The sequence below is a fragment of the Aeromonas popoffii genome (assembly GCF_037818705.1).
Lineage (GTDB): Bacteria > Pseudomonadota > Gammaproteobacteria > Enterobacterales > Aeromonadaceae > Aeromonas > Aeromonas popoffii.
On the sequence record NZ_CP149129.1, the window covers coordinates 4,263,426 to 4,276,775 of the forward strand.

At 52.6% G+C, this 13,350-nt stretch carries 16 protein-coding genes; 8 read left to right on the forward strand and 8 right to left on the reverse strand.

The window, feature by feature from the left end:
- Positions 1–85: 85 nt before the first annotated feature.
- From rplI to rpsF, 3 genes are read right to left on the reverse strand one after another with little or no spacing between them, the layout of a single operon-like run.
- On the reverse strand, positions 86–532 hold the full coding sequence (rplI, locus tag WJM78_RS19755) for a 50S ribosomal protein L9 (protein WP_042038867.1): 447 nt from the start codon (positions 530–532) through the stop codon (positions 86–88).
- Between the two features lie 49 nt (positions 533–581).
- A complete protein-coding gene (gene rpsR, locus WJM78_RS19760; protein ID WP_005313392.1) occupies positions 582–812 on the reverse strand; it encodes a 30S ribosomal protein S18 in 231 nt (76 codons plus the stop codon).
- A 30-nt stretch (positions 813–842) separates the two neighbouring features.
- Complete coding sequence (gene rpsF / locus WJM78_RS19765; protein ID WP_005313395.1) at positions 843–1,232, reverse strand: 30S ribosomal protein S6; 390 nt, start codon at positions 1,230–1,232, stop codon at positions 843–845.
- A 222-nt stretch (positions 1,233–1,454) separates the two neighbouring features.
- Between rpsF and WJM78_RS19770 the strand changes: the two genes are divergently transcribed.
- Both WJM78_RS19770 and WJM78_RS19775 read left to right on the forward strand, forming a co-directional pair.
- Positions 1,455–2,690: an Nramp family divalent metal transporter gene (locus WJM78_RS19770; protein ID WP_339011236.1), complete on the forward strand. Its 1,236-nt coding sequence runs from the start codon at positions 1,455–1,457 to the stop codon at positions 2,688–2,690.
- Between the two features lie 110 nt (positions 2,691–2,800).
- Positions 2,801–3,649 (forward strand): hypothetical protein, encoded by an 849-nt coding sequence (locus WJM78_RS19775; protein ID WP_339011239.1) that lies wholly within the window; start codon positions 2,801–2,803, stop codon positions 3,647–3,649.
- 45 nt (positions 3,650–3,694) lie between these two features.
- Here WJM78_RS19775 and WJM78_RS19780 read toward each other — a convergent pair whose 3' ends face one another.
- The 5 genes from WJM78_RS19780 to rlmB form a co-directional block, all read right to left on the reverse strand.
- Positions 3,695–4,531, reverse strand: a complete 837-nt coding sequence (locus WJM78_RS19780; protein WP_339011242.1) for a DMT family transporter — start codon at positions 4,529–4,531, stop codon at positions 3,695–3,697.
- 132 nt (positions 4,532–4,663) lie between these two features.
- Positions 4,664–5,524: a DMT family transporter gene (locus tag WJM78_RS19785; protein ID WP_339011244.1), complete on the reverse strand. Its 861-nt coding sequence runs from the start codon at positions 5,522–5,524 to the stop codon at positions 4,664–4,666.
- 217 nt (positions 5,525–5,741) lie between these two features.
- Positions 5,742–6,191: a GNAT family N-acetyltransferase gene (locus WJM78_RS19790; RefSeq protein ID WP_108535397.1), complete on the reverse strand. Its 450-nt coding sequence runs from the start codon at positions 6,189–6,191 to the stop codon at positions 5,742–5,744.
- Between the two features lie 57 nt (positions 6,192–6,248).
- Positions 6,249–6,815 carry a Crp/Fnr family transcriptional regulator gene (locus WJM78_RS19795; protein WP_042038855.1) on the reverse strand — a complete coding sequence of 189 codons (567 nt, stop codon included), beginning with the start codon at positions 6,813–6,815 and terminating at the stop codon, positions 6,249–6,251.
- Positions 6,816–6,825: 10 nt separating this feature from the next.
- On the reverse strand, positions 6,826–7,575 hold the full coding sequence (gene rlmB, locus WJM78_RS19800) for a 23S rRNA (guanosine(2251)-2'-O)-methyltransferase RlmB (protein ID WP_339011249.1): 750 nt from the start codon (positions 7,573–7,575) through the stop codon (positions 6,826–6,828).
- A gap of 871 nt (positions 7,576–8,446) precedes the next feature.
- On the opposite strand from rlmB, the gene WJM78_RS19805 reads away from it, so the two are divergent.
- The 6 genes from WJM78_RS19805 (at position 8,447) to WJM78_RS19830 (ending at position 12,853) form a co-directional block, all read left to right on the forward strand.
- Positions 8,447–8,989, forward strand: a complete 543-nt coding sequence (locus WJM78_RS19805) for a hypothetical protein (protein WP_339011253.1) — start codon at positions 8,447–8,449, stop codon at positions 8,987–8,989.
- Between the two features lie 147 nt (positions 8,990–9,136).
- The gene (locus WJM78_RS19810; protein ID WP_339011256.1) at positions 9,137–10,171 is read left to right on the forward strand and encodes a hypothetical protein; all 1,035 of its coding nucleotides are present in this window, start codon (positions 9,137–9,139) and stop codon (positions 10,169–10,171) included.
- 74 nt (positions 10,172–10,245) lie between these two features.
- On the forward strand, positions 10,246–10,488 hold the full coding sequence (locus WJM78_RS19815) for a hypothetical protein (RefSeq protein ID WP_339011259.1): 243 nt from the start codon (positions 10,246–10,248) through the stop codon (positions 10,486–10,488).
- 138 nt (positions 10,489–10,626) lie between these two features.
- On the forward strand, positions 10,627–11,634 hold the full coding sequence (locus tag WJM78_RS19820; RefSeq protein ID WP_339011262.1) for a hypothetical protein: 1,008 nt from the start codon (positions 10,627–10,629) through the stop codon (positions 11,632–11,634).
- A gap of 530 nt (positions 11,635–12,164) precedes the next feature.
- A complete protein-coding gene (locus WJM78_RS19825) occupies positions 12,165–12,497 on the forward strand; it encodes a hypothetical protein (RefSeq protein ID WP_339011265.1) in 333 nt (110 codons plus the stop codon).
- A gap of 20 nt (positions 12,498–12,517) precedes the next feature.
- On the forward strand, positions 12,518–12,853 hold the full coding sequence (locus WJM78_RS19830) for a hypothetical protein (RefSeq protein ID WP_339011268.1): 336 nt from the start codon (positions 12,518–12,520) through the stop codon (positions 12,851–12,853).
- Positions 12,854–13,350: the final 497 nt, after the last annotated feature.

Consider the following 13,350-nt stretch of genomic DNA (forward strand, 5'->3'; position numbering starts at 1 on the left):
AGGAACAGAGCCTCACTTTACCCCTCGTTCCCAAAATAAAAAACCCGCGCAAATGCGCGGGTTTTTTTGCAACAGCGAAACGCTATTACAGGGCAACAACCTGAACTTGTACGGTTGCTTTAACGTCAGCGTGCAGCTGAACAACAACTTCGTACTCGCCGGTGTTACGCAGAACGTTGCCCATGCGGACCTCGCTCTTGGCAACAGCAACGCCGGCAGCAGTGATGGCATCAGCCACGTCACGGGTACCGATGGAACCAAACAGCTTGCCTTCGTCGCCAGATTTGGAGGCGATGACAACAGCAGCCAGTTCACCCAGCTTGGCAGCGCGCTCTTCAGCGGCAGCTTTACCGGCAGCCAGTTTGGCTTCCAGGTCAGCACGGCGAGCATCGAAAGTCTCGATGTTGGCCTTGGTAGCCATAACGGCTTTGCCTTGCGGGATCAGATAGTTACGGGCGTAGCCAGCTTTAACAGCGACTTGATCACCCAGACCGCCCAGTTTGGCGATTTTGTCGAGCAGGATAACTTGCATTACCTTTCCTCTATAAAAGTTGAGTTAGGCTTAAGTGCCGGGCCGATTCTTACTTGTTGTGCAGATCGGTGTACGGCAGCAGAGCCAGGTAACGAGCACGCTTGATGGCGCGTGCCAGCTGACGCTGATACTTGGCGCGGGTACCGGTGATACGGCTCGGTACGATCTTGCCAGATTCAGTGACGTAGTTTTTCAGAGTAACGATATCTTTGTAGTCGATCTCGGTAACGTTCTCGGCAGTGAAGCGGCAGAACTTACGACGACGGAAATAACGTGCCATGGCCTTTATCCTCTATTCAGTGATCCAGAATTACTCTTCGGAAGACGCTGCTTCAACAGTATCTTCGCGGCGCTCGTCGTCACGACGGACGAAGCGCTCTTCCTTGGCCTTGGCCATCGGAGAAACTTCAGTCACGGCGTGCTTGGTGCGCATGATCATGTTGCGGATAACGGCATCGTTGAAACGGAAGTTGGTTTCCAGTTCATCGATAACGGCTTGCTCTGCTTCCACGTTCATCAGAACGTAGTGAGCTTTGTGCAGCTTGTCGATCGGGTAAGCCAGTTGACGACGGCCCCAATCTTCCATGCGATGGATAGTACCACCCGCGGTGGTGATAGCGCCGGTGTAACGCTCGATCATGCCGGGTACTTGCTCGCTCTGGTCCGGATGAACCATGAAGACGATTTCGTAATGACGCATTTTAGCTCCTTACGGATTAATTCAGCCTCCGCCCAGGTGCAGCCAGACCTCGGAGGCAAGGAACGTATGGTGTGTTTAGACACTGCTTTCTAGGGCGGCGTATTGTACGAAATCACATCCCCCACTGCAACTGGCCGCCGCAGATGTTTTTATCTATGGGTATGATACAACACAACAATTGATAATAATTATCATTTAGATCTATTCTCTCTCCATCACCTTATGGAGAGTGTTGCCATGCAACCCGCGCTGACCACGGCCATTCCGGCCCGTAAATTCAAACTGACCTTGCTTGGCCCCGCCTTTATCGCCGCCATCGGCTATATAGACCCGGGCAACTTCGCCACCAATATCCAGGCTGGCTCCACCTTCGGCTATCAACTGCTGTGGGTGGTGGTATGGGCCAATCTGATGGCCATGCTGGTGCAGACCCTCTCGGCCAAGCTCGGCATAGTCACCGGCAAGAACCTGGCGGAGCACATCCGCGACCGGCTGCCCAAACCGGCGGTCTGGGCCTACTGGGTACAGGCGGAGATCATCGCCATGGCCACGGATCTCGCCGAGTTCATCGGTGCGGCCGTGGGCTTCAAGCTGCTGCTCGGCATCACTCTGCTGGAGGGTGCCGGCATCACGGCCGTGGTCACCTGGGGCATTCTGATGCTGCAATCCCGCGGTCAGAAGCCGCTGGAGTTCGTGGTTGGCGGCCTGTTGCTGTTCGTGGCAGCGGCCTATATCGTCGAGCTGGTGCTCTCCCGCCCTCATCTGCCGAGCCTGCTGGAAGGCGCCCTCTTCCCCGGCCTACCCAACAGCGACGCCGTCTACCTGGCCGCTGGCGTGCTCGGTGCAACAGTCATGCCTCACGTCATCTACCTGCACTCTGCGCTGACCCAGCACACCCTGGATCAAGGCACAGTGCCCCAGCGACTGCACACCACCCGGGTGGACGTCGCCATTGCCATGACCATAGCCGGCTTCGTCAACCTGGCCATGATGGCCGTGGCGGCCGCCGCCTTCCACGGCGCTCACCAGCCAGTGGCCGAACTCGAAACCGCCTACCAGACGCTCACTCCCTTGCTCGGGCAGGCCGCCGCCACCCTGTTCGGTCTGTCACTGGTGGCCTCCGGCATCTCCTCCACCGTGGTGGGTACGCTCGCCGGTCAAGTGGTGATGCAAGGCTTCGTGCGCTTCGCCATACCGCTCTGGCTGCGCCGCGCCATCACCATGGCCCCCGCCTTTGTGGTGATCGCCATGGGGCTCAACACCACCGAAATATTGGTGCTGAGCCAGGTGGTGCTGAGCTTCGGCATCGCGCTCGCGCTCATTCCACTGCTGATCCTGACCGGCGATCGGGCGCTGATGGGAGAGTATCGCAACCATCCGGTGACTCAGGCAGTCGGCCGCCTCATCGTCGCACTGGTGATCGGGCTCAACGCCTACCTGCTGGTCGCCATGATCTAGCGCTCACAACCCGCTATTGAGGCCGGCTTATTAACCCAGGTTAATGAGCCGGTCTGCACTTTGGCGTATGCTGCGGCTCTCTCTTCCTCTTCGATTCGCAGGAGCCATCCATGGAACACACTCGAGCCAGTTTCGTACTGGGCCACCATCATGAACAGGCCAGCGTGGTCTTCTGCCAGAGCGGCGACACCAGCCTGCTGGTGACCGACCTCACCCCTTTCCATCCCCAGAGCCACCTCTGGCCCGATCAGCCAGGCGATGTGGGCACGGTTTGCTGGGATGGCGGCAACGCCAGCGTGGGCCCCTGCCGCATGGGGGCCATCAGCCCCGAAGGAGCACTGTTCGTGGACACCGATATTCCGGTCAAGCGTGGCGCCGAAGGCTGGGCCTTCGTGGTGGTACATCCCCTGGCAGGCCAGCACTCTCTGGCGGTGGGCTCCAGGGTTGAACTGAAGGTAGATGCCGCTGCCCGCGATGCCCTGAGCCTGGGCCACAGCGGCTGCCATCTGGCGGCGCTGGCCCTCAATCGGGTGCTGGTTCCCTACTGGCGCAAAGAGGTGAGCGAGCGCGACTCGCTGGATCAGCCCGACTTTGACCGCCTCGCCATCCAGAGCTCACGGGTCGAGCCCATGGGCTCCCAAGAGCAGTACCGCATCGGCAAGAGCCTGCGCAAGAAGGGAGTCAACAGCGAGGCGCTGCTGGCGGAGCTGGCGCAGATAGAAGAGAGGATCAACCAGCAGCTGGCCGACTGGCTGGCAGCCGGTGGCGAGATCCGCCGCAGCCGGACCGGCGAGGCCATCATAGATTCGCGCTACTGGCACTGCATGCTGGCAGGAGCGGAGGTCACCATCCCCTGCGGCGGCACCCACGTCAGCAACCTGGCAGAACTGGACCAGGTTCGGGTGCAACTGGCCCCCTGCGAGGAAGGCTTCACCCTGGTCACCCAGGTCACTCCTTAAGTCAAACGTCAGGCCGGACGTGTCCCGGCCTGACGTCGTCACCAATCAGCCGAGGCGGATCAGCAGGATACCGCAGAGGATCACCAGCGCGGCCCACAGCCGCACCCGCCCCAACGGCTCCCCCAGCCAGCACCAGGAGAGCAGCACAGCAAACAGCACGCTGCTCTCGCGCAGCGCCGCCACCAGCCCGATGGGCGCCTGGGTCATGGCCCAGATGACGATGCCGTAGGCAAGCAGTGACAGGGCGCCGCCGAGCGCACCGGTTCGCCATGCCGCGAGATCGTGCGCGTGCCAGGCGGTGCGACTCTGCCAGCGCATCAGCAACGGCATCATCAAGGCCGTCAGGGCAAACAACCAGAGGGTGTAGCGCACAGGCGCCCCGGCCGAACGGGCGCCAGCGCCATCGGATAGGGTATAGGCGGCGGTGAACAGCGCCGTGATCAGCACGGCACGCAGGGCTGCAGGCACCAGCCTGATGCCGCCACGCCAGGCCATCAGCAACACCCCGCTGACCAGCACCACAGCCCCCACTACCGCCACTCCACCTGGCACCTCCCCCAGTAGTAGCACCCCGAGCAAGAGGGTCACCAGGGGGGCACTGCCACGGGCCAGCGGATAGATCTGGCCGAACTCCCCCAACCGATAGGCCCGACCGAGAAACAGGCAATAACCGCAATGTAGCAGGATGGATAGCGCCAGCCAGGGATATTCGGCAGGCACAGGCAGTCCCACCAGCGGCAAGAAGGGGGCGGCAAACAGCCCGGAGCAGAGGGAGACCAGCAATACGCTGACGCGCCCCTCGGCTTGGCGCTTGGCCAGCGCATTCCAGAGGGCGTGCAACAGCGCGGCCAGCAGGATGGCCGCAAAGAGGGTGGGTGTCACGACGGGTTCCTGTCACTAAGAGCGGGACAGACTACCCTACTTTCGGTGCAACAACCGAGATCGGCTTCATAAGATGCCCATATGACAAACCGGCCAACAGCCGGTTTGTCATATGGAGGAGAGCAGAGTGACCTAGCTCAGGCGACGCTGCCAATGGATGGCCAGCAGGATAAAGCCCATCCCGACCCAGAGGTTCCAGACCGGGATCTCGCCAAACAGCCAGATCCCCAGCAACACCACGAACATCAGGCCTGAATATTCGGTTGCCGCAATACGGTTGGCCTCCACCTGCCGATAGGCGTAGATGCAGCTGGCATGGTAGAGCAGTTGCATCACCGCGCTGCCACCGATCAGCGCCAGCAGACGCCAGTCCACCGGCTGCCATTGATTCACCGCCAACCCCGCCGTCAACGGCAACGCCAGCAGGTTGGCCCAGAACAGGGTTGCCACCACAGAGATACCCGCTGGCAACTTGCGGCCGGTCACGTTGAACAGCGCCAGGGTGAAGGCGGTCACCAAGGCACCCAGTCCCGCCAGATGAAAATCCCCCGGCTTGAGCACGAACACGACCCCGAGCAGGCCCATGCCCCCCAACAGCCAGACCCGGGAGTGGATCTTCTCCTTGAGCAACCAGGCCGCCAGCGGCAGGGTCAGCAGCGGAGAGACATAGAAGATGGCGTTGGCCGTGGCCAGCGGCAGCTGGGTCAGGGCCAGCATCATGCCTCCCCCGCCGAGCAGACAGAGGTGACCGCGCAGCAGGTGCCATTTCCAGGCACCCAGTCCCCAAGCCGCTCTCGGCACCCGCAGCATGAAGGGCAGCAGCACCAGCAGGGTCAGCAGCTGGCGCAGGACCATGTATTGGAAGGGGCTGAAACCGGGGCCGATCAGCTTGACCAGCACATCGGAGAAGGCCTGGGCCAGATTGCCCAGCACCAGAGTGATGATGGCGACGGTTTGCAGGTCCAGAGCGAACCGCTTGCGCAACAGCTCCATCAGCGACAGCCACTCGTGTGGCGAACGCAGATAAAATGGCTCAACGGCTCAATCGCTGAATCTTGTTCAGTATTAATGGGGTAAAAAACCATTTTTAAACATATCCATCAACAGTTGCCGATTAATCATTCAGAGGGTACCCAGTAATATGGCGGCGAGCACCCGTTTTCTTTACTACCTCAAGACATAATAATTTCATTGTTATGCCTAAAAGATATTAAAAGGAGGTCATACCGATGTGGGGAATGTCATCTTCCAGATAGGGCTCGCCCACGGCGGTGAAGCCATGACGACCATAGAAACCCTGCAGGTGCGCCTGAGCGCCCAGATAGATGCTGATCCCGGGCCACAGCAGTTCGCATTCTTGCAGCGCCTGTTGCATCAGCTGGTGACCCAGACCGTCGCCTCTGGCCTCGGGCGCCGTCACCACCCGGCCGATCACCACCTGATGCGACTTGGCCACGCCGGGCGCCATCAGTCTGGCGTAGGCCACCAGCACGCCATTCTGCCAGCCGAGCAGGTGCTGCACATCGGGACGCTTGTCGACCCCGTCCATATCGAGGAAGACACAAGTCTGCTCCACCACGAAGACGCGGGATCTCAGGGTGAGCAGTTCATACAGTTCGTTGACGTCGAGTTGTTCAAAAGACTTGAGGGACCAGTTCATGGAAGTTCCTTGCTCATGATGAGAAGGGCAGCATAGCCAGCCGCGCAGGCGCAGGCATTAACTTTTGTTAAGATCCTTCAACCGTTTGCGAATACGGCTCAGACTGATGGGGGTGATGCCCAGATAAGCGGCGATCTGGTGATCCGGCACCCTGGCGTCCAGCTCGGGAAAGCGTTGCAGAAAGTGCTGATAACGGGCCTGAGGGCTCTCGGTCAGCAAGAGCAACTCCTTCTCTTCTTTGATCCGCAACTGCACCGCCAGCAGGTGGTGATACCAGGCGGGCCAGCAAGAGAGCTGACGCAAGTCGCCAAGGTTGAAGAGTTGCAAACGGCAGGGCTCCAGCGCCTCCACGCTGTAGCGGGCAGGTTCACCACTGAGCAGATGGTGGAAATCGATAAACTCGTCCCCCTCCCAGTAGAACTCCTTGATGTACTCACGGCCATCCGCCAGCACCACCTTGGCCCGCAGCAGCCCCTGCTCAACCCTGACCAGCAGGTCGGGCCTGTCGCCCGCATGCCAGAGACAAGTGCGGGGGGTTAATGTCAGCGGACGGGCAAAAGAGAGGAGGCGCGCGGCCTCCTGCTCATTCATGACCCGATCCCGGCTAAACGGGGGTCTGTCCATCCCGTTCGCCTCAGGCGCGACGCTGACGCACGGCTTCAAACAGGCAGACGCCCGTTGCCACCGACACGTTGAGGCTGGAGACGGCCCCGGCCATCGGGATGCTCACCAGCTCGTCGCAATGCTCGCGGGTCAAACGGCGCATCCCCTTGCCTTCGGCACCCATAACAAGTGCCATGGGGCCGGTCAGTTTGGCCTGATAGAGATCGTGATCCGCCTCGCCAGCAGTACCAACCAGCCAGATGCCGCGCTCCTGCAATTCACGCAGGGTGCGAGCCAGGTTGGTGACCTGGATGAGCGGCACCACTTCGGCGGCGCCACAGGCGACCTTGCGCACCACTGAGGTCAGGCCGCTGGCCTTGTCCCGCGGCACTATCACCGCATGGACCCCGGCCGCATCGGCGCTGCGCAGGCAGGCACCGAGGTTGTGCGGGTCAGTCACCCCGTCCAGCACCAACAGGAAGGGCTGGCTCTGTTGTGCAGCCAGCTCGTCCAGCAGGCTGGCCAGATCGTGCTCGGCCAGCTTGGGCGCTTCGATCACCTTGGCCATGATGCCCTGGTGATTGTTGCCTTCCGCTTTGTCATCAAGGGTCTTGCGGTTCACGCTCTGCACCTTGAGGCCGAGGGACTCCAGCTCGGCCAGCAGGGGTTGCAGCCGGTCGTCATCCCGCCCCTTGAGGGCCCACACTTCGATGAAACGCTCCGGGGTGCGCTCCAGCAGCGCGGATACAGCGTGAATGCCGTAGATCAGTTCAGTACTCATGTTCAAAATCCGTGGTGTCGGGTCGCATGAATGCGCCCCGAAGAAAAATGGCCGTACCGGCAGCCTGACCCCCATGATGCTGGCGTCGTCACCGGTCGCTAAATGATGACGCATCATACCAGAGAGACCGGCATCTAGGGAGGAGGAAGCTGCTCGGCCAAGCGCCTGCCGCTATATCGAGCTCTTCAGTGGCTCGTGGCGACAAGCCAATCATGGCCTGTTAGCCGCTGCGCGGTGCGCAAAACGGTGGGTGTCCCAATTTCATCCCAATTTCAGTTTGTGGGTGTCCCAATTTCAGTTTCCCAATTTCAGTTCATTGAAGATCAGCCCTTGCGTTGTTGATGTTCGACTTCAACACAGCTCAGAACGATTAATTTATTGATCTTGCTCAGGAAACCATCATCGCCCGCTTCCCTCTCCTGCATCGCTCGCTAACATAGCCGTTTGGCAACAGCCTCGTCGGAGTCACCCATGGGTCAGGCCAACGAAACCGCGCAGGTAAAAAGCAGCAGGCTGGAGGCTGAAATTCAGGGGCGGTAGCCTTGCCTGATGGAATGGATAAGCGAGTGGCGTGATCACTGAACATGGTGACGGCCTTATATTTATTTCTGAGCTGTTCACGCAGGCGTGATGAGGCGACGCTTTCCAAGACTGATCTGCGAACTGTTTTTTTATACAGTGCTGATAGTGGCGCAAAAAGAGGAAGTCAAGCGAATACGCTCGGCACGAGAAGCAAGCTGGTAATATTATGATTTAATGATAATTTTCACTTGGCGGCGATAAAGATGTTACGGAGTTATATGGAGTGCTCTGCTAACGGATTAGTACCGCCTTCCATCTAATCACTGTTAGGTTTTCTGGAGATGGGCAATTGAGCAGAGAAATATACGATTTGGAAAGACGTTGTGTTGATAGGCACAATGATTTAGCTGGTCATATTAATAGAATGAGTCAGCAGCAAGCTCGTATGATGACAAATGAAAATATTGCGGCAACAAAAGAAGTAGTTGCCCACGTATACGGAAAAGCTAACTCTTATAGCAATGTAATTATTGCGGCTGGTTACGTGGGTTTCTTTACTTTATGGTCAAGTCTAAAAAGTGATTTACCTCAATGGGCAATGTTAAGCTCCGGCGCACTTATATTGATATCACTGATGACATTTATAGGTTTTGAACTATATAAAATGATCAGTGTTTCAGTGCAAATGCACAGAGTCTCAAAACGGCTTCAAAAACCCGATATGTCGACTCTAAATGAAATTCAGCGTATTGAGCAAAAAAGCGCACTGATTAGCGCTCGGGTCTGGTTTTTTACAGTTATCCCAACAGTTTTGTCGGGATTTGGAGCGGGTCTTATATTGTTATATTGCTTTCTAATTGACTTTATAGCACCATATTTACAACAAACCTAACAAACTGTTTAAGAGTGATTCGCAACGCGTGGCATTTTTACTATGCGTTGCGTTTAGTGTTTAAGGTGGTATGCGCTAGCCTCGGTATTGCGTTGCTCACACCTTAACAGGGCGTTAGGCTCCAATATAGGTATCGAGAAATAATACATGTACAAAATGATTGATGGTTCTGATGATGAGCTTTTTGGTCAAATGACTATAGATTGCCCAAGTAAGGATCGCTTAAATCAGATTTTTATGCGTCAGAATATTTATGGAAAAAGGTTAGATTTAGTCCACAAAGTATGTGGAAAACATATGAATGAAGTCCATCATCAAAATGAATTGCTGAATAGACATCGTCTTTCTCCTGCTGGTTGGACATTAGAGTATCGCCCTATGAGTCAAGATAACTTCTATGCTCACGCGAGTAAAATTGATCATGGTGAAAATAATCATGAGATCAGCTTTAGTTTGGGTATTCCGGCAATTCTACTTTCAATTGCAATAGAGCTGAGTTCTGAAGTTCACATTCAAGAATATAAAAACAACAATCGTAACTCAATCGACGATTGGTTCCCACATGTCGACGACCAAACCGATATTTCTGAAGAAACCATAAATTGGGTTCTAGATGCTTGCCTTTTACTTTACTTCCACGAAGTGTGTCACGTTATTTTTGGTCACTGCAAATATCAAGAAAATAGTAACGATGAGACCAGAGCGCTGGAAATGGATGCTGATTTTAATGCTGGTTCTATGTTTGGGTTATGTTTGAAAGGATTCTCAGAGCCAGGGAGGAGGTTTGTTTCTAGTGTTGATACTTTGACAAGGGTTATTAAAGCAGGATTTTTGGCAGGTATTGCACTTAAAGCTCTGTCAGGGAAAAGCGAAAAGTATCATTATCCTACAACTAGAATAATGAGCTTTTATGGGGGATGTATATTTCCCCTTACAAGGCTCGGCGATCTGAAAGACTTTAAAAACATAAGTGAAGGCGATGACTGCTATGGCCAGTTCGTTACAAGCGTTAGAGAGCCTTTACTAGAATCATTGAGAAACTCATCGCTTAAATATTATGCCGGCACAGAGCAGGAAATAGAGAGTGACTATCAAGAATTAATTAATTTAACCTCACCTCTAAGACACGAACTTAAAGATGGTCCTTTGAAAGATTTGGCTGTTCCAGTAATAAGAGCCTAACAAGTTGCTGCACGCGGATAAATTACTCGCTTCGCTCCCAATTTTCCGGTGAGCAAAGCGTTATGTGTAAAAGTATGCAGATTACGATTATCCATCTTGAAGACGGTATGCTCATATCGAAAGATAAATACGAGTCTTGGCGACAAATTCAAGATGAATATGAGACCTATAAAGCTTCCTTAGGACCTTGGGAGGTTGAGGAAACTATTGAATACCTAAGTGATGAGTACGCCAACATGTCTCCAAGTGCTAGCGTTCAAGTAGGGGCTTTATTACAAGGTAATCATACAGCCATGAAGCTTACATTTAATGAATAATTATCAACACATAACAAACAAAGGCAGCCTCGCCCTGCGGGCTGGACGCGCTAACGCGCGCCGCTGCTTTGGGCATTAGCTGTCACAAGTTAAAGTAAAATACAGATACAAAAAATAATTGATTCAACAGTATCTGAGTTGATAAAAATCATCGACTCAAAACAAGATAGTAAAAAAGTAGCATGGCAGTTTGTGTTGGAAGAACTGGATGCAGCAAGACATGGTTCAGACTTTGTGCAAGACCGAGTGAAACGTTTTTACATAAACGAATCTGAATATATCGGTGCTATGTTAAGAAGTTGGGATGATGTTGATGGTCCTGATGGTCCGCAACAATTTTTAATTTCACTAAGCATGATGCTTTCCGAGCGGGTTGGTATTGAGACTGCAGCTGCAGTACGGATATCGATAGTTGAGTACATTTTACATCACTATAAACTTGGATGCTTTTTTATAAATGATTGGTCGCAAGCTGCAAGAAAACCATTGAATTTATTTGAAATAATCGCAGATGAGAAAAAACTTAACCCTAATTTATCCGTGTTATTATCTGAAGAATATAAGCCAGTTCGAGAGGTGATTAATAGATGGGCTAGTGGCTTTGAAGATAGAGATAATAAGTTCAATTATGAGTTTCAGACGACTTTTAATTCCTCGTTTTGGGAAGTGTATCTATATCAATGTTTCAAATATCTAAATCTTACAGTAGATTTTTCAAAAGCAAGTCCTGATTTTACTCTTGTTTCAAAGAATTCTGATGGTTTAAAAAGTATTGTAAATGTTGAGGCTGTAACCGCTAACCATGCTTACGACTCTGAACCTGAATGGTCGCAGAACAATACCAAAATAGAGCATGATAAGTTTCTAGGTTTTGCCTGTGTGAGAGTTCTAAATGCAATAAAGAGTAAGCACGAAAAATTCTTTAAAACATATGCTAAATTTGAGCATGTAAAGAATGCTCCTTATGTGATAGCAATAGCCCCCTTTGAGCAAAAGCACTCTTGGATGCAAAACAATGAAGCTATTATTCGTGTGCTATACGGGCAAGGTGTAGTAAAAACTAGTAATGGTTTTGAAGAGGTGAAAGTTCCATACGTCATGAAGAATGATACCGTATCGCTTGATACTTGGATTATTTACAAATGATAAATTCAAGGAAGTTAGCGCGGTTATATTTTCTACAACAACAATGATTGGAAAAGCAATCACGCAAAGTGAATTGAGCCGAGATATAAGGGTAAGTAGATTTCATGAGGTAAATGGTTTACTGGTAGATATAAAGCCGAACATTAAACATTTTGAAACACACCTCGACGGTCTACAAATACACCACAATCCATATGCAGTAACTAAGTTAGATCCTGAATTGTTTAAAAACTATGAAATCACACATTACTACTATGATATTGAAAATGAAAAAATAGATAACCAGTAAAAAAGTTACACTATTATATCAAGAAATATCCTTCCTCCCTCGGATAATGACAGCTAACAAACAGTTTAAGAGGGATTCGCAACGCGTGGCATTTTCACTATGCGTTGATTTTAGTGTTTAAGGTGGTATGCGGCAGCATCGGTATTGCGTTGCTCACCCCTTAACAGGGAGTTATATCGTTCTACAGTCCGATGGCTGTATTAAAATAGCTGAATTCGCTAAATAGCTTATAGGGAACAAAATGATAGATTGGCTCAATGAGAATGTCGGAGCAGATGCGGCAACATATTTGGGAACCTTTGTTGGTATTATCGGGCTCTTTTGGGGTGGGTCGAAAGTTTTTAACTTTAAGTTTAATAATCAAGTTAATGAAATTGATAACAGTAAGAATCATAACCAGACTTTAACTGTTGGCTCAGGGAATGGGTTTCAATCTGGTGGGGATATGAATGTAACGATTGGCCGTATTAACTCATCTGAGCATGAGGAAGAACAAGCAAAAAAGTCACATGATCTTCGTATTATAGAAAAATTGTTGAGCTACTGCCTTACGAAAATACGTTACACCTTGTAGATCTTTCATACATCTCTGGTATGCCATATGAATTTGCTAGATCTCTTGATAGGGCAGAATACTTAAATGGACCAAAATACAAGATTTACAATCCAAAAGTGGAAGCGGCAAAGGAAGAATTCCTAAATGCAGTGTATAGCTTTAACGAAATCTGTATTTCTTTTTTGTCAGTCGACCATCCGCAACGTAAGCCTTTGATGGTTGTCCCTCCATTTGACTGGAGAAATGGACCCTCAGAAGCACGTTACAGAGAATTGCTATCAAACCTAAGTGATCATGCGGCGATGCTAATCAACAAATACAAATTATTTGTGGAAGTGTATAAGTCAGAAGGGTTCATTAGCGACAAGATATAACAAACAATTTAAGAGAACCGAAAAGAGACTCCCACCATTCTGAGCGCCGCGTAGCAGCCAACAGCCCAACAGCCTGCCAACCCAGTCACAGGCGGGCACGGTATTGGTTCCCCCTCTGATTCGCCGAGACGAAGGCACGCTACCAGGCCGCGAGACAGGGATGTCGAGCGAGCGGCGGCGGGCCAGGGAAGGCCCGTCGGCGCGTGCCGTCAGCATCATGGCGGAGGCGAGGGGACTCGACGCAGGAGAGCGAATCAGCGGGGTTGGCCTTTCTTTTGGTGACTTTTCTTTGGCCACGCAAAGAAAAGTCACTCGCCATAGGCACGGAGCTTGACTGAGCTCCGCCGAGTGGGCGGGCGAAATGCCCTCGCATCCCATGCGGCGCAGCCGCATCAAGATGCTCGCCATAGGCGCGGAGCTTAGCCGAACTCCGCCGAAGGGCTGAGCCCCTCCCCTTTTCGCTGACCATAAAAAATCCGAACCCCGGTAACAGGGTT